This is a genomic window from Puniceibacterium sp. IMCC21224, assembly GCF_001038505.1.
GTDB lineage: Bacteria > Pseudomonadota > Alphaproteobacteria > Rhodobacterales > Rhodobacteraceae > Puniceibacterium.
The window spans coordinates 43,125-61,524 of the sequence record NZ_LDPY01000004.1; the positions used below are offsets into that span (position 1 = coordinate 43,125).

21 protein-coding genes and 1 pseudogene are annotated in these 18,400 nt (G+C 58.6%); 5 read left to right on the forward strand and 17 right to left on the reverse strand.

The window, feature by feature from the left end:
- Positions 1-9 precede the first annotated feature (9 nt).
- From IMCC21224_RS23205 to IMCC21224_RS23250, 10 genes are all read right to left on the reverse strand, one after another.
- Complete coding sequence (locus IMCC21224_RS23205; RefSeq protein ID WP_047997981.1) at positions 10-1,251, reverse strand: sialidase family protein; 1,242 nt, start codon at positions 1,249-1,251, stop codon at positions 10-12.
- 94 nt (positions 1,252-1,345) lie between these two features.
- Entirely contained in the window at positions 1,346-1,804 is a 459-nt protein-coding gene (locus IMCC21224_RS23210; protein WP_047997982.1) for a cytochrome c, read from the reverse strand.
- Complete coding sequence (locus IMCC21224_RS23215; protein ID WP_007120883.1) at positions 1,801-3,105, reverse strand: ABC transporter transmembrane domain-containing protein; 1,305 nt, start codon at positions 3,103-3,105, stop codon at positions 1,801-1,803. The genes IMCC21224_RS23210 and IMCC21224_RS23215 overlap by 4 nt, the downstream gene beginning before the upstream one ends.
- A gap of 8 nt (positions 3,106-3,113) precedes the next feature.
- Positions 3,114-3,647, reverse strand: coding sequence for a plastocyanin/azurin family copper-binding protein (locus tag IMCC21224_RS23220; RefSeq protein WP_047997983.1), 534 nt, complete (start codon positions 3,645-3,647; stop codon positions 3,114-3,116).
- 107 nt (positions 3,648-3,754) lie between these two features.
- Positions 3,755-4,471 (reverse strand): copper-binding protein, encoded by a 717-nt coding sequence (locus IMCC21224_RS23225; protein ID WP_045685165.1) that lies wholly within the window; start codon positions 4,469-4,471, stop codon positions 3,755-3,757.
- Positions 4,472-4,517: 46 nt separating this feature from the next.
- Positions 4,518-5,876, reverse strand: coding sequence for a multicopper oxidase family protein (locus IMCC21224_RS23230; RefSeq protein ID WP_112303191.1), 1,359 nt, complete (start codon positions 5,874-5,876; stop codon positions 4,518-4,520).
- Positions 5,877-5,887: 11 nt separating this feature from the next.
- On the reverse strand, positions 5,888-7,351 hold the full coding sequence (locus IMCC21224_RS23235) for a TolC family protein (protein ID WP_009820147.1): 1,464 nt from the start codon (positions 7,349-7,351) through the stop codon (positions 5,888-5,890).
- On the reverse strand, positions 7,351-7,572 hold the full coding sequence (locus tag IMCC21224_RS23240; RefSeq protein ID WP_226892491.1) for a hypothetical protein: 222 nt from the start codon (positions 7,570-7,572) through the stop codon (positions 7,351-7,353). The genes IMCC21224_RS23235 and IMCC21224_RS23240 overlap by 1 nt, the downstream gene beginning before the upstream one ends.
- Before the next feature lie 73 nt (positions 7,573-7,645).
- Positions 7,646-7,960: a hypothetical protein gene (locus IMCC21224_RS23245; RefSeq protein ID WP_047997984.1), complete on the reverse strand. Its 315-nt coding sequence runs from the start codon at positions 7,958-7,960 to the stop codon at positions 7,646-7,648.
- A 280-nt stretch (positions 7,961-8,240) separates the two neighbouring features.
- Positions 8,241-8,450, reverse strand: coding sequence for a heavy-metal-associated domain-containing protein (locus tag IMCC21224_RS23250; protein ID WP_045685143.1), 210 nt, complete (start codon positions 8,448-8,450; stop codon positions 8,241-8,243).
- A 138-nt stretch (positions 8,451-8,588) separates the two neighbouring features.
- Between IMCC21224_RS23250 and IMCC21224_RS23255 the strand changes: the two genes are divergently transcribed.
- The 5 genes from IMCC21224_RS23255 to IMCC21224_RS23275 all read left to right on the forward strand — a co-directional run bounded on the left by IMCC21224_RS23255 (position 8,589) and on the right by IMCC21224_RS23275 (position 14,496).
- The gene (locus tag IMCC21224_RS23255) at positions 8,589-11,096 is read left to right on the forward strand and encodes a heavy metal translocating P-type ATPase (protein ID WP_047997985.1); all 2,508 of its coding nucleotides are present in this window, start codon (positions 8,589-8,591) and stop codon (positions 11,094-11,096) included.
- A 19-nt stretch (positions 11,097-11,115) separates the two neighbouring features.
- Entirely contained in the window at positions 11,116-11,535 is a 420-nt protein-coding gene (gene cueR, locus IMCC21224_RS23260) for a Cu(I)-responsive transcriptional regulator (RefSeq protein WP_037929540.1), read from the forward strand.
- Positions 11,536-11,642: 107 nt separating this feature from the next.
- Positions 11,643-12,512, forward strand: a complete 870-nt coding sequence (locus tag IMCC21224_RS23265) for a DUF305 domain-containing protein (protein WP_045685131.1) — start codon at positions 11,643-11,645, stop codon at positions 12,510-12,512.
- A 22-nt stretch (positions 12,513-12,534) separates the two neighbouring features.
- The gene (locus tag IMCC21224_RS23270) at positions 12,535-13,299 is read left to right on the forward strand and encodes a MauE/DoxX family redox-associated membrane protein (protein WP_197089315.1); all 765 of its coding nucleotides are present in this window, start codon (positions 12,535-12,537) and stop codon (positions 13,297-13,299) included.
- Positions 13,300-13,386: 87 nt separating this feature from the next.
- Complete coding sequence (locus IMCC21224_RS23275; protein WP_047997986.1) at positions 13,387-14,496, forward strand: permease; 1,110 nt, start codon at positions 13,387-13,389, stop codon at positions 14,494-14,496.
- On the opposite strand, the gene IMCC21224_RS23280 is transcribed toward IMCC21224_RS23275, so the two are convergent.
- The 7 genes and pseudogenes from IMCC21224_RS23280 to IMCC21224_RS23310 form a co-directional block, all read right to left on the reverse strand.
- Positions 14,493-15,233 carry a cytochrome c biogenesis CcdA family protein gene (locus IMCC21224_RS23280; protein WP_047997987.1) on the reverse strand — a complete coding sequence of 247 codons (741 nt, stop codon included), beginning with the start codon at positions 15,231-15,233 and terminating at the stop codon, positions 14,493-14,495. The genes IMCC21224_RS23275 and IMCC21224_RS23280 overlap by 4 nt on opposite strands.
- Positions 15,230-15,721, reverse strand: a pseudogene (locus tag IMCC21224_RS23285) (hypothetical protein). Before IMCC21224_RS23285 ends, IMCC21224_RS23280 begins: the two are co-directional and overlap by 4 nt.
- A complete protein-coding gene (locus IMCC21224_RS23290; protein WP_047997988.1) occupies positions 15,718-16,422 on the reverse strand; it encodes an SCO family protein in 705 nt (234 codons plus the stop codon). Before IMCC21224_RS23290 ends, IMCC21224_RS23285 begins: the two are co-directional and overlap by 4 nt.
- Positions 16,422-16,712: a hypothetical protein gene (locus tag IMCC21224_RS23295; protein ID WP_047997989.1), complete on the reverse strand. Its 291-nt coding sequence runs from the start codon at positions 16,710-16,712 to the stop codon at positions 16,422-16,424. Before IMCC21224_RS23295 ends, IMCC21224_RS23290 begins: the two co-directional genes overlap by 1 nt.
- 82 nt (positions 16,713-16,794) lie before the next feature.
- Entirely contained in the window at positions 16,795-17,307 is a 513-nt protein-coding gene (locus IMCC21224_RS23300) for a TlpA disulfide reductase family protein (RefSeq protein ID WP_047997990.1), read from the reverse strand.
- The gene (locus tag IMCC21224_RS23305; RefSeq protein WP_047997991.1) at positions 17,304-17,900 is read right to left on the reverse strand and encodes a DsbE family thiol:disulfide interchange protein; all 597 of its coding nucleotides are present in this window, start codon (positions 17,898-17,900) and stop codon (positions 17,304-17,306) included. The genes IMCC21224_RS23300 and IMCC21224_RS23305 overlap by 4 nt, the downstream gene beginning before the upstream one ends.
- Entirely contained in the window at positions 17,897-18,322 is a 426-nt protein-coding gene (locus IMCC21224_RS23310; protein ID WP_053079183.1) for a cytochrome c, read from the reverse strand. Before IMCC21224_RS23310 ends, IMCC21224_RS23305 begins: the two co-directional genes overlap by 4 nt.
- Positions 18,323-18,400: the final 78 nt, after the last annotated feature.

Genomic DNA, 18,400 nt, shown 5'->3' on the forward strand with positions numbered 1-18,400 from the left:
GCTCGAAACCTATGGAGTCACCGCGACTTCGACCATGCGGATTGTAGTGTCCCCATCCCCGCCGCCGGTCGGCTGCGTCCAGGCCACAAACGTACCGGCGTCTCCGCGCGCCATTCGGGGAAAACCGATCGATCCGCCGCCCCGATTGATATGGAGCGCCTGAGGCGCTGCGCATCCGGTACTTCGCGATATGTGGCACATGACGATCGCTTCACCGCCTCCCACATATTCAATCCAGAGCGCCAATGCGCTTCCATCCGGCATTTGCAGAACATCCACCCGTCCCGCGGCTGTGCCGAGGTCAATGCGGAGCGGTTCGTCAAACTGCGCGCCGCCATCGTCCGAAAACGCGATATAAACCTCCGGTTTATTCTCAGCTGCAGTGAACCAGATGACGGACACTTTGTCGTCCATCGTATCAACAGCTGGGCCATTTACGGGGCAGCCGGCAATTTCCCATCCGTCGTCGTGAACAGTGAGGGGTTGCGTCCAGTCCCCTCCGGTAGATCGAACAATCGAAATGTCGCGGATTTCATCGGCGGTTCGATCACGATAGACCGCCACGATATCGCCCGAAGCGGTCCGCGCTGCGGACGTCTGACAACAAGTACAAGCGCGCGCGTCCAACAGGCTTTCTGGCTTCATCGTTCCGTCAGAGTTGATCTGTCGTGCGCGCAGCTGCATCGCATTCTCGAAGTTTTCGCCTTCTGTTTGACTGTCATACTCCCGGCCATCCAGCCACAGCGCCGTCAACCCGCCAAACTGATCGGGAACCAACGAAACAAAACCGTGCTCGCGTTGTGATCTGTCATCATGGGGAACAAGCGGTTCCGTCCAGCTTCTGCCTTCATCTTTAGAAAAAGCGATATTGACGTCATATTGGTAATCACCCTCCCCATTCAGTTTAAGCCATTGTGCCGCCAGGCCGCCATCAGCCAGCACCGCTACCGATGGAAAATCGGCCCAGTTGATGTAAATCTTTGACGATTTATGAATTGTGCGAGCGTCCGACCACTCGCTGCCATCAAGGATGGCCATGCGAACTTCCGCTTCGGCTCCGTTTTCTTCTGTCCAACTCAATACGACCCGGCCATCCGGCAAGGTTGCAAGTGATGGCTCACGGGCACCGATGCCGACCGGGGCTGCGCGGTCGGTCAATCTGAAGAGGTCGGTTTCCTCGGCATATGTTGCGGTGAAAGAACTGAAAAATGCACCAATACTCAATATGGACGCAAAAAGACATTTACTCATGAAAACGTTCTTCCGCCAGTTGTGGCCATGTCGCGGCGAACCTAGTAGTCGTTGACCGCGAACCAAACTCCACCCTCTTATCTGTCGAAACGGCTTAATTGATCCCATTGGCACGCTGCAATGCTCGAATATACGTCACGATAGCAAGGATCTCTGATCGCGTCACGCCTTCAACCGCTGGCATGTTTCCAAATTTCCAATGATGCGCCCGCACTCCATTTTGCGCCGCGAGGACAAACGCCATGTCGCTGTGATGGCTCGGTTCGTAAATCTTGTGAACAAGCGGTGGAGCAACGCCATCCCGGCCTTGCCCGTTCAGGCCGTGGCACACGGCACAGACCGCATCATAAGCGCCTGCGCCGATTTGCTCCTGCTCTGTAAAACTTGCTGGTAGCGCGACAGTTACAAGCGCGCCTGCGGGAAGCGCGACGCCCTCATCCGTCTGCGTACCCGTTTGAGAGTAATCCGGCTGCATGATGTACCAGCCTGCTGAAGCAACGGCGATCAAAGCAAAGAATATCGCTGCCCATTTCATCCCATCAAACTCCTTCATGATGTTGCTATGGCCCCCTGCCCTACCAAAGACAGAGCTGGGTATCTCTGCTTGGATCGCTCGAATTGGCCAGCCTCTTGTGGCGCAGTGTTGTCTGGCTGAGCATGCCCCAATGGCTGAATCGATTTGTTTAAAAAGGCCATGATTTCCTGATACCGGATCCGCGTGTCTTCCAGCGTCTGATAGTAATTGAAGAGCTCTTTCAGCGGTGCCGAGAAGTCCTTGTGTGCTGCCAGGACGGCCACCAGCGCGCCGAGTGTAATGCGACCTTCGATGACAAAATATCCACCCAAAGAGTAGAACAGGAATGGCGTCAGCGCGGTCAGAAAATTGTTGAGGGCCTTGATGAAGAACTTCAGACGGAAAATCTTCCTGCGCACGCGCTCAAGCTCTCTAAAACTTGTACTCACTGGCAGCAGCCCGGCCGGATTGACCTGTCGTTCGCGCAACTGATCGCTGAGCTGCCTGCCAAGTTGTCGGACTTCCCTGATCCTTGTGCGTGAAAGGGCGTTGACCCGGCGTTGTAGCTTGGGCAGCAGCACGAGTTGAATTGGCAGCACCGTCAGTGCGGCGGCACCCAACACAGGGTCCTGAACGAACATGAAAGACAGGATCGTCAGAAGCGTACCGCCTTGCAGGATTGGTAGCGCAAGGACATCTGCAGCAAAGCCACCTATGGGCTCAACTTCCTGTGCGAGAATAGGGATGATTTCGCTCTGGTTTCGAGCGTCTGGATCGCTGCGCCAGTGCCGATAGACCAGCAGGCGGAAGCGCCGCAGAAAACGCTCAGCGACATACCCTTTGAAGACATTAAGGCCATATTTGTTTAGCCCGTTCAGGATGATCGCCAGAAGGTAAAGACCGCAAAGCAGCATGAGGAAAACGACCTGATCGAGGTCTTGTCCCAAAATGGCAATCGGGAAACGGCCTGAATCCAGAGCGTTGTTTACGATCTGTTTTGGCAGTTCTAAAGTCAGATAGAGTATAGGCATTGCGATGAGGCTAACCAATATCATCAATGCCTGCTGACTTCTGGAGTAGCGCAAGACAGTCTTGAAAAGACTTTTTTCAAGCCCTCGTATGGGCTCTGTGTGTAACGCCGGCGTGCTGCGGTACTTCCAAAGCTTCAGAATGCCGCGAATAGCAAGATATGAGCCAACGGTGATCAGCAGCGCGGGGGCCAAGACCAGTATGAGATGAATGAACGGATGCACCCAGTCTGGCGTGGCATCGTTGTAGTCGTACCCAAAGGCGGCAGCTACGTCGTGTACAAGCAGGTGATACCTGTCCAAGAGTGACATTGAAAAGTCTAGCCCTTGGATTTCGGCGCAAGGTGATCGTGCACGATGATGACGCCCCACATGCCCGCTTCCCGGTGGCCGGGGATCAAGCATACGAACTCCAGGTTGGTCATATCGGAGAACTCCCAGATCAACTCGGCATTTTGTCCACTAGGGATCGAAACTGAATTGGCGTTGTCATGTTGCATATCGGGATGTTCGCGCATCCACTGCTGGTGTTCTGCAACCTCGTTAAAGGAGCCGAGAAAAAACTCGTGATCCAGTCCGCCCAGATTGCTGATCAAAAAGCGGATAACTGAACCGCTCTCGATGTGGAGTGCGTCCGGCTCGAAAAGCATGTAGCCGCTTTCTGTCTCCCTGATGGACAATTCAATCGTCGTGTCGATTGAGGAGCCATCACCGGGTTTCCCGATCGGATCATGGCCAGGCACTTCGAAGGCTCGCGCGTGAGGCTGCTGGCCCTTGCCACTGGAAGCGCCCACTGAAAAAGCCGGAAGGACGAGCGCAAGGGCCATGGTGCAGGTTCTCAGGAAATTTTTCATGCTCGGCTACCTCCGTAGCGCTTGATTTTTTGGGATCTTCTTGCTTGCTCGGGCCAAGCCTCAAATCCATGGGGCCAAGGCGTTTGCCCTGGCCCCATGGATTTTCATCACTTGATCTGTGTGACAGTGAGTTTGCCCTTGACCCGGTCAGCGACGAATTCGATGTCCTGACCTTCCGACATGTTCGCGATCATCGTCTCGTCCGCGCGAAACACCATGGTCATGGCGGGCATGTCGAGCGTGACCAACGGCCCGTGGATGATTGTAACCTTGCCGGCCTTGGCGTCGATTTTTTTGATGGTGCCGCTCGTGTATTCGACGTCAGCCTGAGCCATCTGGTCACCTACTGCGACCTCACGGTGCATGCCGGATTCGTAGTGGCCGGCGATCAAGCATGCCGCTTCGAATGTGCCAGAATTTGCGAAAGTCCAGACAACCTCGCCCGAAGCGCCCGCATCGAGACGGATACGGTTCGGATCGTCATGTTCCATGTCCATCTTGGCCATTTCGATCTTATGCTCGGCATTACGCTCTACCGTGTCGAGGACGAATTCATGCTCCAGCTCACCCTTGTTGGTGATGTTGAAGCGGATGGTTTCGCCCTCCTTGATATCCATCGGCTCACTCTCGATCAGCATCTGGCCCTCATCGTTTTCGAGCAAAGTGACGTCGATTGTGCGATCCACCTTGGCGGCGTCACCCGGCATGCCGACCATCATGGCGGCAGGCTTGGTCTCCCCATGCCCGCCGTCGTGTGTACCTGCAGCAAAGGCCGGTGCGGATAGCGCGATCGCGAAGCTTGTCGTCAAAAGAAGATTTCTCATTTTATTGTCCTGTAGGTTGGTTCGGTTGGAGATGACGAAGGGCCGCTCAGCCCTTCGAGGTTGGTTTCGGTGTGAGAATGGTCTTGGGGCTGTTGTTGGAGGCAAAGTCGGGTAATTCGCCGGTCCATTCGTAGGCCATCTCGCCCGGAGGGTTCTCGTACCAGCCGGGATCGGAGTAATCGTCCGCGTCGATGCCGTCCCGCACCTTCACGACCGAAAACATGCCGCCCATCTCGATGGGTCCGTACGGGCCCCAACCCGTCATCATCGGGATGGTATTGTCGGGTAGCGGCATTTCCATTTTTGCCATGTCGCCCATGCCGGACATGCCCATTGGCATGTATTCCGGCTGGAATTGACGGATCTTCTGGGTCAGCGGCTTCTTGTTCACCCCGATGAACGTCGGCACGTCATGGCCCATGGCGTTCATCGTATGGTGCGATTTGTGGCAATGGATCGCCCAATCTCCCAGATGATCGGCGACGAATTCGTAGGCGCGCATCGCACCTACGGGAATGTCGATGCTGACCTCCGGCCACTGTGCTTCAGGCGGCACCCAGCCGCCATCCGTGCAGGTGACCTTGAAGTCATAGCCGTGCATATGGATCGGGTGGTTCGTCATCGTAAGGTTCCCAACCCGTACTCGCACCAGGTCGCCCTTGTTCACGACCAGCGGATCGATGTCGGGGAAGATCCGGCTGTTCCAGGTCCAAAGGTTGAAATCCGTCATCGTCATGATGCGGGGTACATAGGTCCCCGGATCGATGTCGAAAGCATTCAGCATGATCAGGAAATCACGATCCACCGGCATGAATGTGGGATCCTTGGGGTGGACCACGAACATGCCCATCATCCCCATCGCCATCTGGGTCATTTCATCGCCGTGGGGGTGGTACATGAACGTTCCGGACTTCACCAAGTCGAATTCGTAGACGAAGGTTTTGCCCGGCGGGATGCTTGGATGGCTCAACCCGGAGACCCCATCCATGCCTGAAGGAAGAATGAGCCCGTGCCAGTGCACCGTTGTGCCTTCCGGCAGCTTATTGGTGACATAGATGCGCACCCGGTCGCCTTCGACAGCTTCGATCGTCGGGCCGGTGGATTGGCCGTTGTAGCCCCACAAATGGGCGATCATGCCGTCGGCAAGCTCGCGTTCTACCGGTTCGGCCACGAGGTGAAATTCTTTCACCCCGTTGTTCATCCGGTGCGGCAGGGTCCACCCGTTCAATGTGACCACAGGTGTGTAGTCCGGCCCGGAATTGGGACGCGCCGTGATCGCCGTTGCTGCGCTATCCATTTGGGCAGCTTCGGGCAGGCCCATGTTCAGGGTTTGACCCCAGGCTTTCGAAGAGACCAGCGTTGCACCTGCCGCGCCGGCTCCGAGTAATTGACGTCTATTTAGCATGTCAGTTCCTTTCAGTGTCCTGCGCCGCCACCGGCGGCAAGTGTCGCGCCTTCTCCACCAGCACCGCCACCGCCTTCGCCGCCGCCATAAATCGCAGCGGTCAGATCAGCCTGTGCCATGTAGAATTCGCGTTTTGCGTTTGCCGCTTCCAGTGATGCGCCCAGTTTCTCGCGCACGTCTGTCAGCAGCTCGAAAGTGTTGGTGATCATGCCGTTATAAGACAGCAGCCCCTCTTCTTCGACGGTCGTGCGTAGCGGCACCAGAACGTCGCGATAGTGGCGGGCGATCTTATACGCGGCGTGATAGGAGGCTTCAGCACCACGCGCTTCGGACCGGACGTTGACGGCTCTTTCTGCCAGCACGTTGGCTGCTTGCAGGTACGACAATTCCGCCTTGCGCATCCGTGCCTTCCCGGTGTCGTAGATCGGGATTGCGAACTCCACCTCCACCTGAGGGGTGGTCACGGTCTCCGTTTCTCCGTCCTCAATTTCCCGCTCCGCTTCGAACCCGGCAATGAATTCGAGATCGCTGATAATGCGAGTCTGATCAGTCAGACCAAACGCCTTGGCCTGTGCTTCCAGGCCAAGTTTGGCAACGCGCAGATCAACCCGATTTCGCAATGCTTTCGCTTCGATGTCAGTCACACGGCCGACGGAACGCGGCAGCGCAGGAAGGGCATCGGGCACATAATAGTCGACTTCGGTGCCCCACAGCCCCATGAGCCTGGTCAGCTGCTCTTTGGACCGGGTAGCATTCAAGCGTGCCTGGGCAAGTTGTCCGGCGAGTTCGGCATTGAATGCCTGTTCACGGGCCTGCCCGGCTGTGTTAAGCGCGCCGGTCTCGCCCAGTCTCATCGCCAATTCCGATCCGGCGTCAGACGTCGCTTTCGCACGGCGGAGATAACTCACAGCCTCGAAGGCGGCTACGGCATCGACCCATGCCTTCCGCGTCTGATTGGCCAGTGCGAGTGTGTCGTTCACGGCGCTCAGTTGAGCCTGCCGGAAGTTTGCGTCTGCAATGGCCGTACGCTGCTTGCGAGTGGTGGCATCGAGCACGTTCGACCGGATCAGTCCCTCGATCGCCCTATAAGCCCCCAGTTCGGGCGCACCGATGCCCAGTATACCAATCGACACGATCGGGTTTTCCGGCGTCGATTGCTGCCAGGCCTCTGCGGCCGATAGGCCAACGTTCGCATAGGACGCCTGCAACCCCTTGTTGTTCAGAAGCGCGACCTGAACGGCGGTGTCCGCCGAAATGGTCTTGCGGTGCACCATTGCGTGCACCTGCTTCTTCAAGGCCTCGTTTTCGGCCTGGGTTTCGGCGAAGGCTGTCCGTTTGCCGATGGCTGGTGTGACCTGGCTGGAAATGTTGGCGAAGCCAGCTTTTGGTTCCGTGTAGATGCCCGGTACAGCTGCAGCACAGGCACCCAAGATTAGCGGAAAGCCGAAAACCAGCGGAAACTTCGATACCCGCATCAGTTGCCCTCCGTCTGTTCTTGATTGACGGAACGCCAGTCGCGGGGACCTGTAGGGCCGCGATAGGTGTAGCCCGCCAAGGGGTCCTGATAGCTGATCGGCGATGAAACTGCCGTGTTGACGACGGCCTGTTGGGTCGCGACGGACGGCAACGGGGTGGGCTCATAGGCGCATGCGCCAAGCCCGAGGGCCGAAGCCCCCATAAGTAGATGAATTTTCATGAAAGTAACCTGATTGGTGAACGTTGTCTCACGCAGACTCTGCGCAAGGCTCACACCCGATTTGGGCGCCGGTTCAGGTCAGGGATCGAGGGGGCCGCAGGAACCCTGCTGTTTCTACCGAATACGTTTGACCGTCCAGAATGACATATTCACTTGTACCAACTGGCTCTGCTCTGATCTTGGTGTCTTCGATGAAGACGACAGAAATACAGATGCCATTGCAACACTCTTGGGATTGTTGCTCTTTGCCATCCTTGTCTGACGCTGCCATGCCGATGTCGCTTGCGACCTTAAGCGTCTCATGCGCGTGATGCGCATCGCTTCCGGTGTCATGAGTCATGGCAGCACCAACGACACCAACAGACTTGGCTTGATGTCCGTCATGCATGCCGGACGCCGCGTGAGCGGCAGAAGGTGGTGACAATACCAATGCCAGCGCAAACGCAATGCACGTAAACGCCCTTGACCAGCTTAATATGAAAACTCGAAAGCTCATGCCGCGAACATCGGATACCGACGCAATACAGTCAATCCGTCCTGCGCAGGAAGGTTTGTCGCTTTTTTTGGAACAGGCGAGTTTTGGCCGCTGCTGTCAGAGAGTGTTGCATATCAGCGACATAGAGAGAGCCACTATCTCCGTCCAGCGGAGCGTTGCTGACGCATCTTGGCTACTGAACCTCTGCCAGCTTCTCAGACCTGTAGCCCGCATCGCTGATCGCTGCGGCCAATGCAGTTTCATCCAGAGTGCTGTCGACGTCGACAATACGTGCAGTCAGATCGCACGAAACCGTTGCATCTGGGTCGGCCGCCATAATGGCCCTTTGGATGGAAGCGGTACAATGGCCGCAACTCATGTTCGGTACGCTGAATCTGAACATCGCAATCTCCTTTGACGACATGCATGTAAGGCGTTCCGGCGCGGGAAGGTCAATGGCCAGAATTTTATTCTACATGCCTGTTGACCTTCCAGTAACTGGAGGCCCTATCTGCAGGAGTATCAGAACAAGGAGATTCTCATGTCGGATCCGCGCACCCTTCGGCTTTCCCTGCAAAACATGTCCTGCGCTTCCTGCGTCGGCCGCGTGGAACGTGGCCTCACGCGTCTGCCGGGGGTCAGCGATATCCGTGTCAATCTCGCCAACGAGACCGCCCAGGCGCAGATCGACGCACCGGAGCGCATCGCCGAAATCGCCACGACCCTTCAGGAGATCGGCTATCCGGCCCGTACCGGGAGCGTACGTCTGAACATTTCATCCATGTCCTGTGCCTCGTGCGTCGGTCGGGTGGACAAGGCACTGGCAGTGCTGCCGGGCGTGCTGGACGTGAACGTCAACCTGGCCTCGGAAACCGCTACGGTCACCTATCTGGAGGGCGCGGTCTCGGTGGTCGACCTCATCAGGGCGGCCAGCGACGCAGGTTACCCCGCCACTCAGGCCGAAGATAGTTCATCGCAAGACACAGGAGCCCGTAGGAACGAAGAGGCGCGGGTTCTGGCACGACGGACTGTCGTGGCAGCGACCCTCGCCCTGCCGGTGTTTCTACTTGAGATGGGCGCACATCTGATCCCCGGCATGCACGGTCTGATCGGTAACACCATCGGCCACTGGACCAGCTGGATGATCCAGTTCGTGTTGACCACGGCAGTCCTGCTCTGGCCAGGACGTACTTTTTACACACGCGGTTTCCCAGCACTGTTGAAAGGCGCGCCGGACATGAACAGCCTTGTCGCGGTTGGCACATCGGCGGCCTACATCTATTCACTTGTGGCGCTTTTCGCACCGACGCTGCTGCCCGCGGGATCGCGCGCGGTCTATTTCGAGGCGGCGGCGGTCATCGTGGTGTTGATCCTTCTAGGCCGCTGGCTGGAGGCCCGCGCCAAGGGCCGGACCGGGGCTGCGATCCAGAAGCTGATGGGCCTTCAGGCAAAGACGGCCCGTGTGCTGGTTGACGGGGAGCCGCAGGATGTGGCCATCGACCGCATCGTCGCTGGCGACATTCTGATCGTGCGCCCTGGCGAGCGGATCGCAGTGGATGGTGAACTGACCGAAGGCAGTGCCCGTGTGGATGAGAGTATGATCACCGGCGAACCGGTGCCGGTCGCCAAATCCGTGGGCGATCCCGTCACAGGCGGCACCGTCAACGGCAGCGGTGCCTTCCACTTCCGCGCGACGCGTGTGGGCGCCGACACGACGCTGGCCCAGATCATCCGGATGGTCGAAGAGGCGCAGGGCGCCAAGCTACCGATTCAAGGGCTGGTGGACCGGATCACGCTCTGGTTCGTGCCCGCTGTCATGGCATTGGCGCTTTTGACGGTGATTGTCTGGCTGTTGGTCGGTCCTTCGCCCGCGCTGTCCTTTGCTTTGGTGGCCGGTGTATCTGTGCTGATCATCGCCTGCCCCTGCGCGATGGGGCTCGCCACGCCGACGTCGATCATGGTCGGCACGGGACGTGCCGCCGAGATGGGCGTGCTCTTCCGCAAGGGCGACGCGTTGCAACAGCTATCCAGCGTGGATGTGGTGGCGCTGGACAAGACCGGAACGGTTACCCAGGGCCGCCCGGAACTGACCGATCTCGTGCTTGCGGACAGCTTTGACCGCACCGAGGTGCTGGCGCTTGTCGCCGCTGTCGAGGCGCAATCGGAACACCCGATCGCCGAGGCAATCGTGCGCGCGGCAAAGGTCGAGGGCGTCGCGCGGCATGACGCCAAGGATTTTGAATCCATCACCGGCCACGGCGTGCGGGCAAAAGTGGCGGGCCGCGAGGTGCTTGTCGGGGCCGACCGCCTGATGACCCGCGAGGGGCTGGAGATTGGCGATCTGGCCGATGAGGAGCGCCGTCTGGCCGAACAGGGCCGCACCGCACTTTTCGCTGCAATTGACGGTCGTGTCGCCGCCGTCATTGCAGTAGCCGATCCCGTGAAGCCGTCCAGCGCCGCTGCAATCCGCGCCTTGCACGCACAGGGACTGAAGGTTGCCATGATCACCGGTGACAAGCGCGAAACGGCAGAGGCTATCGCCCGCGAAATCGGCATCGACCATGTGATCGCCGGCGTTCTGCCCGACGGCAAGGTGGCCGCGCTGGACGATCTGCGCGGCGCGGGCCAACGCATCGCGTTCGTTGGCGACGGGATCAACGACGCACCCGCGCTTGCCCATTCGGACGTTGGGATCGCCATCGGCACCGGCACCGACGTGGCCATCGAATCCGCCGACGTGGTGCTGATGTCCGGCGATCTGCGTGGCGTCGTGAACGCCCTCGAAGTGTCGCGAAGCACCATGCGCAACATCCGCCAGAACCTGTTCTGGGCTTTCGGATATAACGTCGCCCTGATCCCGGTGGCGGCGGGCGTGCTTTATCCGGTGTCGGGGCTTTTGCTTTCACCGGTTCTGGCTGCCGGTGCGATGGCGCTCAGCTCTGTCTTCGTGCTGACGAATGCGCTGCGGCTGCGCCGCGTGCGCCCGGCGATGGACGAAACGGCGCGCCCCGTCTCCGAAGCCTCGGCATCCCCGATTCCAGCTGAATGAACTCAAGGAGGAAACGATTATGAACATCGGAGATGTGGCCGACCTTTCCGGCCTTCCCGCCAAAACGATCCGCTACTACGAAGACATCGGTCTTGTCGAACCGCTGCGCAGTTCAAATGGCTATCGCAGCTTTCGGCAAAGCGACGTGCACAAGCTGGCCTTTCTCGCCCGGGCACGGGCCCTTGGATTCACCATCGAGGATTGCCGGAGCCTGCTGAAGCTTTATGCCGATACTGACCGCGCCAGTGCCGAGGTGAAGCAGATTGCCGAAGAGCATCTTGATCGGATTGACAGCAAGATCGCTGAACTAACCGAAATGCGCGCGACGCTGTCGCATCTTGTGGATGCATGCGCGGGTGATCACCGCCCCGATTGCCCCATCTTGGCCGATCTGGCGATGGAACAAAAGGCGGGCAGTATCAGCAAGGCGTCCGGATAGCTCTGACGTCTGCAAAAGCCGAACTTTCCCGAAAACTACGGAACATTCCAGCGCAGCAATGTTGTTCCTTCTATAGGACATCAATTTTTCGAGACTGGAGGTTTCCAATGACATACATACGCTTTTTCGCGATGATCGCCACATCCACGGTGGTGATGTTCATCCTGATGTATCTCAACACCTATCTGCTGAGCCATATCTTCTGGTCCGAAACACGCGCCTATATGGCCGTGCTGATGGGGGCCATAATGGCGATCATCATGCTGGGCTTCATGCTGTCGATGTACTCCAGCAAGGCGATCAACGCTGCCATCTTTATTGGCGGCGCCGTGGTGTTTGCCGGATCCCTCTGGCTGGTCCGGAGCCAGGTGACCGTGGGCGATACCAGCTACATGAAGGCAATGATCCCGCACCATTCGATCGCGATCATGACATCGAGCCGCGCCAACATTTCTGACCCTCGGGTGCGCAAACTGGCTGACGAGATCATCTTTGCCCAAGACAAAGAAATCGCCGAAATGCGGTATCTGGTGAATGACATCGACACGAATGGTGACGCGGCTGATGAGGGTCTGGATGGTTCAGCCCGCATCGTCGATCTGAACGAGGCACTCTCATCCGCCGAAATCGCCATCCTTGATCTGGAATTCCTGACTGGCGATGAGATCGCGCAGCTTTTCCCGGATGGGGCCATCTGCACCTTCAAGTATACGACGACCAGCAAACCTGTGCTTGCCACAGGACAGATCGACGGTGCCCCGGCGGCGCTGGCAAAGATCAGCGGCGACCTGGTGCGTCTTGGTTCAACCGACGCAACCGGCACCCTGAGCACCGAAGGAATGTCCGTAAGCCTCAGTGCGCCGGACGGGGCTGCGGCGCTGGAAAACAGTGGTGAAGTGCAGGACGCCAACCTCGTGCTCGAACTCGATGCCGGCCTGCGGGCAGGCTATCGCGGCTATTATGGCTGCGACGCCTGAACCCTGAAACGGAGGATATGACATGCCAAGAGACACAACCCAGACAGCCAAGCTTTACCGGATGGTGATGCCCGACCACCTCTGTCCCTATGGGCTCAAATCCAAGGACCTGCTGGAGCGCAAGGGTTTCGAAGTCGAGGATCACCCTTTGACCACGCGTGAGGAAACCGACGCGTTCATGGAAGAGCACGGCGTCGAAACCACCCCGCAAACCTGGATCGGGGACGAGCGGATCGGCGGATATGACGACCTTCGGGTCCATTTCGGCATCGATGCGCCGGAAGACGAACGCTCGGACACGTCCTACCAGCCGGTGATCACGATCTTTGCCGTCGCGTTCCTGATGGCGCTCGGTTTGTCGTGGTACAGCTTCGAGAACATTTTCACCCTGCGCGGGCTGGAATGGTTCATTTCGATCTCGATGTGCTTTCTGGCGGTACAAAAACTTCAGGATGTCGAGAGCTTCTCGACCATGTTCCTGAACTACGACCTGCTGGCGCGTCGGTGGGTGCGTTATGGCAAGATCTATCCGTTTGGAGAGGCTTTCGCAGGTATCCTCATGGTCGCCGGGGCGCTGACCTGGCTTTCGGCACCGGTGGCCTTGTTCATCGGCACTGTTGGCGCAGTATCGGTTTTCAAGGCGGTCTATATCGACAAGCGTGAATTGAAGTGCGCCTGCGTCGGCGGCGACAGCAACGTACCGCTCGGCTTTGTCTCGCTCACAGAGAACCTGATGATGATGGTCATGGGGATCTGGATGCCGATCAGGGTCTATCTGATCGGCTGAAAGGCGGGTGCCGTTTTCATATCCCTCGGACTCGTTCTCCCGATAGATGCGCAAGTCGGACAGCACTGCGAAAAAGGGTGAAGCTGAATGGACCAGATAATCGAAGCATTCACGACCGGGGCGGGCATGCTCTGGAAGGCGCTCTGGGCGCTCATCTTCGGGTATATCATCTCCGCAGGCATCCAGATTTTCGTGACACGGGATCAGATGGCGCGTGTTCTTGGCGACCGTGGTGCCAGGAAGGCAGGCATTGCCGGCTTCTTTGGGTTTGTGTCATCGTCCTGTTCCTTCGCGGCTCTTGCCGCGTCGCGTTCGATCCTCGTGAAGGGTGCGCATCCGGTCAATTCGATCGCCTTCCTGATTTCATCGACAAATCTGGTGATCGAGCTTGGAATCGTCCTTCTGGTCCTGCTGGGCTGGAAATTCATGGTGGCAAATTTCATGCTTGGCATCCTGATGACGATCTACGCCTATGCCCTCACCCTGATATGGCTTCCAAGGTCGTTTGTCGAAAGCGCAAAAGAGCATGCGGAGAAGGCCCAATCCGACGAAGGTATGGACAGGGACCAGACCATGAAGGGTTCGTTCCGCGACAAACTGCTGTCCCGCGAAGGATGGGACCGGATCGCCCGCGCTTTCTTCATGGAATGGAAGATGGTCTGGAAGGAGATCCTCTTCGGCTTCACGGTCGCGGGTTTCATTTCCGTCTTTGTGCCGCAGAGCTTCTGGAACGCGATCTTTCTGGTCGGAGATGGCGGTGCGCAGGACGCGCCGGGCTTCCTGATCGTTCTTGAAAACGCGCTGGTGGCACCGGTCGTGGCCTTCTTCACCTTCATCGGGTCGATGGGCAATGTCCCCCTGGCTGCGATCCTCTGGTCGCGTGATGCGTCGTTCGGAGGCGTGATCGCCTTTCTCGGAGCCGATCTTGTTGCTGCCACGGTGATATGGGTGCACGCAAAATATTACGGCTGGCAGTATGCGCTCTATCTTTCAGGCTTGCTGTACCTGTGCATGGTCGCTGCGGGAATTACGGTGCATTACCTGTTCGCTCTCGTAGGGATGATCCCGACCGAGCGGCCTTCGCTTCAGGAAATGGTCCGGTTCAGCATCGATTACACGTTCTTCCTCAACCTGATCTTTCTTGTCATCGGGTCAGCACTGATCTGGCTTCACATCAGGAATGCCGAGGAAGACTAACCGATTGAGGCCAAGAATGGGAAGGTTCCCAGAAGCCAGTAGGCAAACCGGGACAATTGGCCGGTCATGATGGCAACGCCCATGATGATCATGGCGACGCCCGCGCCCTTGTAGAGCCAGCGACCGGCTTTGCCGATCTGTCTGACCCGTGCGGCGATGGCGTCGGTGAACAGCGCGGCCAGCAGGAACGGCACGCCCAGCCCTGCGGAATAGATCGACAACAGCCAGATGCCGTCCGACATACCGCCGGATGTCGAACTGAGCGTCAGGATTGCGCCGAGGATCGGCCCGATGCAGGGCGTCCATCCAAAGGCGAAGGCCAAGCCCAGGACGTAGGCTCCAAGCGGGCGACCCCCCGGAATGTCGAGTGTGAAGCGGGTGTCACGCGAGAACGCTTCCAGACGGAAGGCACCCAGCATGACCAGTCCGAACAGGATGATGATCGCCCCGCCCAGATAGTTGAGCTCAGTGCGCCAAGTCAGCAGCAACGACCCGAGCGCGCTGGCCCCGGCCCCCAACGCGACAAAGACCGTGGAGAACCCCAGAACGAAGCAGGTGCTTAGGCCAAGTGCCCAGGCGCGTGCCCGCAGGCCGACCGATCGCGTCGTGCGCAAATCCGGCTGGCCTGCGATGTAGGAAACATAGCCCGGAACCAGTGGCAGGACGCAGGGTGACAGGAAGGAAATGGCCCCCGCCAGAAAGGCCGCGAAGATGCCGATGCCGGAAATATCCATCATGCTTTATGCTCGGCGCTGAAGGGTCGCGCCGCCCACCAGAAGGCAATCAGCGGGATTACGATCCATTGCAGCACGGGCGACAGCCCTGCATCGAGGACCGGAATGATCGGCATCAGGTCCGAATAGGCCCAAGCCGCGCGGATCACGATGTTGAGCCATTCGCTGAACAGCGTATATCCCAACCCGAACACCACCGTCAGGACGGTTACCGAGCGTCGCGTCGGAGCCACGAAGGGCCAGCCACGGCCGGTCAGCATCAAGGCAAGCACCAGCGCGCTCATGGCAATCAGGATGTCGCCACCCGTGCAATGAACCGCGGCGAAGACGATCTCACCCCAGGTGCCCTCGTTCCAGATCGTGTAGAGCGGCATATGGGCGAACTCCTAGATCAGATTGGCCGGGATGATTACCGAAAAATACCGACGTAGCGCTGTCAGGGATATTCCATCCGCCGAAGATGGCATGACGCCAGTCGCGGTGACACTCATTGAAACACCCCTGTCACCCGGTCCCACCAACTGCGTTCCCGGCGTCGATGCTGGGCATTGTTGATCAACTCGCTGACATAGAGGATCAGGTTCACATTCTTGAAATCCATGCCATGGAACTTTGCGGCGAACCGCCCGCCGATATCCACGACATGGGTGACCGCACCGTGCATCATCATGTCGCTGTCGGCGGTCGTGGTGAACTCGAGCCCATAGTCCCGCGCCACAAGGCGCGTCGCGTCGTCGCTCTGATCGGGCCGTTTGGTCAGAATGACCCAGTTGCTCGGATCGAGCCCATGCCGGTCCGCGTAGTCGCGCAGAACGTCCGGCGTGTCATTCACGGGATCGGTTGTGATCGAGATGAATTGCACCAGATCCCTCATCGGCCCGTCGTTGATCGAAGCCTGGACCGCCGCGATCTTTTCCGCATGGAGCGGGCAGATATCCGGGCAGTTGGCGTAGATGAAATGCAGGATGACGACCCTTTCGCTGAAATCCGCCAAGCGCACAGGATTGCCCTCCGCATTCTGCAACTCGAAATCCGGGGCCTGTGCCGCGTCGATGGCCTGGAAGTATGGCTCCATCTCGAACATCCGGGCATCCAGATTTTCACCCGGATGATCGGCGGAGGCCGGAAAGGAGATCGTGGCCGCAAGTGTCGCCAAGGCGGCGCGCCGGGTAAGATAGACAATCAACTGCATCACCTTTCGGATTGATCGGGCTTGCCACCACCCGCATCGTTGCATTTCCCGCCAGACCCGCCCTTCATGCACAGACCAAGCCCGCACATCGCGGCACAGGGTGCCAGCGAAACCAGAACAGGCGCGAGACCGATCGCGGTGAGCCATCCCCAGTTCAGCGCCATGCCGCCGCCCATAACGGTTGCCGCACCGATGAACAGCAATCGTTTGCGCATCAACCACCGGGTCCGTTTGCCAGCGTTTTCGATGCCGACGGCGCCCGCATCGTTGGAAGATGATATGTCGGTCATCCGGAAACTCCTTTTGAAGTTTGAGGACCGGTCATTCTGATAACTGAAAGGTCAAAAGCGGGTGTTACTCTTTCGAAGGTACTCATTGGATGAACCCTTGCAAAAAGGACGCCATCTCGGGCTCGTCCCATTCGGCAGGGCCGACCAGCCGTCCCAGTTCCTGCCCCTGCGCGTCGATCAGGATCGTCGTCGGCAGGCCGACGGTGCGCAGCGCGGTCATCGACAGCATGGTCTTGTCGACATACATCTTGAGACTGCTGACACCGATCTCGTCGTAGAACCGCCGCACCACGGGCGACCCCGCCCTGTCGATGGACAGGGCGACAACCTCGAAGCGGTCGCTGCCAAGTTCCGCCTGGAGCGCATCCAGCGTCGGCATTTCCTCACGGCATGGCACGCACCAGGTGGCCCAGACGTTCAGGAGGATCACCTTGCCGCGAAAATCCTCCATGTCCCCACGGCTGCCGTCCTCGGTCTCGTAGCGCACATTGATCACCGGCTGCGGCGTGTCGTGCAGTGCGAAGCCTTGCGGCCCGGCAAACGCAGCGCCGACGGACAATGCCCAGACGAGCAGCGCCGTTTTTAGATATTTCATGGCGTTGGCTCCTTGAAAGATTGGTTTTTCAGATCCCGGACGATCGGCAACAGGGTTTCGCGCAAGATTGCCCGAGTGATCGGTCCGACATGGCGGTAGGCGATGGTGCCGTCAGACGTGATGACATAGGTTTCGGGCACGCCGTAAACGCCCCATTCGATGCCAGCACGTCCGTCGATGTCGGCCCCGATGCGCGCGTAGGGATCGCCCAATTCGTCGAGCCAGGCGCGCGCCTGCTCGGGTGGGTCCTTGTAGTTGATCCCGTAGAGCGGCACCTCACCGGTGGCGCTCAGCTCCATGAACAGCGGGTGTTCGGCCCGACAGGGCACACACCACGAGGCAAAGACGTTCACCAGCGAGACATGGCCGATCAGGTCCTGCGTCGAAAGACCTTCCTCGCGGCCGAGCACCGGAGCAAGCGCAAACTCCGGCACAGGTTTGTCGAGAAGCGCCGATGGCAAGTCGTCGCCGCCCCTGAAAAGCCCCCAGCCGAACAAGACCATGAGGGCAAAAGCTATCAGCGGCACCAGCACAAACCCGGAGATCCTGCGCCGCGGTACGGGGTCGATTTTGCTGACGACCTCTTGCGTCATGGCTGCACCTGCTCATCCGCAAGGGTACGGCTTTCCTGCGAAGCGCGGATCCGATCGGGCCATGTGCTCTTGATGTAATCGATGATCGCCGTGATCTCTTCATCCGTCAGCACCTCCTTGAAACCGGGCATGTCGCTTTCATAGCCATTCCCGACAATCGCCGCCGTTCCGCGCTTCACGATGTCCAAAAGCACGCGGTCCGTATGGTGCCAAGTATGGCCCGAGGCGTCATGCGGCGGGGCACGCAACCGGCCGTTCGGCAATCTGGAGCGCCAATCGGGCTGCCCCTCCAGGTTTGCGCCATGGCAACTGGCGCAATTCTCCTGATAAAGGCGTTCGCCCGCGAGCGAGTCATCCTGCGCCGAAACGGGCAAGACCGTTGCAGCCAGCAAAAGTGCTGCGAGCCTAATGGTAATTTTCATGTCGCTTGTGCCTTCTTCTTGCGATCCACATACAAAGGATGAAGAGTGCCACGAGCGATGCCACGACAAGCAGGACGC

Coding starts and splice junctions, on each gene's coding strand:
- IMCC21224_RS23215 (WP_007120883.1), bottom strand. CDS start 3,105: ATGTCACTCTTGGACAGGTATCACCTGCTTGTACACGACGTAGCTGCC.
- IMCC21224_RS23240 (WP_226892491.1), bottom strand. CDS start 7,572: ATGAAAATTCATCTACTTATGGGGGCTTCGGCCCTCGGGCTTGGCGCA.
- IMCC21224_RS23280 (WP_047997987.1), bottom strand. CDS start 15,233: ATGATGGATATTTCCGGCATCGGCATCTTCGCGGCCTTTCTGGCGGGG.
- IMCC21224_RS23230 (WP_112303191.1), bottom strand. CDS start 5,876: ATGCTAAATAGACGTCAATTACTCGGAGCCGGCGCGGCAGGTGCAACG.
- IMCC21224_RS23210 (WP_047997982.1), bottom strand. CDS start 1,804: ATGAAGGAGTTTGATGGGATGAAATGGGCAGCGATATTCTTTGCTTTG.
- IMCC21224_RS23225 (WP_045685165.1), bottom strand. CDS start 4,471: ATGAGAAATCTTCTTTTGACGACAAGCTTCGCGATCGCGCTATCCGCA.
- IMCC21224_RS23265 (WP_045685131.1), top strand. CDS start 11,643: ATGACATACATACGCTTTTTCGCGATGATCGCCACATCCACGGTGGTG.
- IMCC21224_RS23270 (WP_197089315.1), top strand. CDS start 12,535: ATGCCAAGAGACACAACCCAGACAGCCAAGCTTTACCGGATGGTGATG.
- IMCC21224_RS23220 (WP_047997983.1), bottom strand. CDS start 3,647: ATGAAAAATTTCCTGAGAACCTGCACCATGGCCCTTGCGCTCGTCCTT.
- IMCC21224_RS23235 (WP_009820147.1), bottom strand. CDS start 7,351: ATGCGGGTATCGAAGTTTCCGCTGGTTTTCGGCTTTCCGCTAATCTTG.
- IMCC21224_RS23255 (WP_047997985.1), top strand. CDS start 8,589: ATGTCGGATCCGCGCACCCTTCGGCTTTCCCTGCAAAACATGTCCTGC.
- cueR (WP_037929540.1), top strand. CDS start 11,116: ATGAACATCGGAGATGTGGCCGACCTTTCCGGCCTTCCCGCCAAAACG.
- IMCC21224_RS23295 (WP_047997989.1), bottom strand. CDS start 16,712: ATGACCGACATATCATCTTCCAACGATGCGGGCGCCGTCGGCATCGAA.
- IMCC21224_RS23250 (WP_045685143.1), bottom strand. CDS start 8,450: ATGTTCAGATTCAGCGTACCGAACATGAGTTGCGGCCATTGTACCGCT.
- IMCC21224_RS23290 (WP_047997988.1), bottom strand. CDS start 16,422: ATGCAGTTGATTGTCTATCTTACCCGGCGCGCCGCCTTGGCGACACTT.
- IMCC21224_RS23275 (WP_047997986.1), top strand. CDS start 13,387: ATGGACCAGATAATCGAAGCATTCACGACCGGGGCGGGCATGCTCTGG.
- IMCC21224_RS23310 (WP_053079183.1), bottom strand. CDS start 18,322: ATGAAAATTACCATTAGGCTCGCAGCACTTTTGCTGGCTGCAACGGTC.
- IMCC21224_RS23245 (WP_047997984.1), bottom strand. CDS start 7,960: ATGCATGACGGACATCAAGCCAAGTCTGTTGGTGTCGTTGGTGCTGCC.
- IMCC21224_RS23205 (WP_047997981.1), bottom strand. CDS start 1,251: ATGAGTAAATGTCTTTTTGCGTCCATATTGAGTATTGGTGCATTTTTC.
- IMCC21224_RS23305 (WP_047997991.1), bottom strand. CDS start 17,900: ATGACGCAAGAGGTCGTCAGCAAAATCGACCCCGTACCGCGGCGCAGG.
- IMCC21224_RS23300 (WP_047997990.1), bottom strand. CDS start 17,307: ATGAAATATCTAAAAACGGCGCTGCTCGTCTGGGCATTGTCCGTCGGC.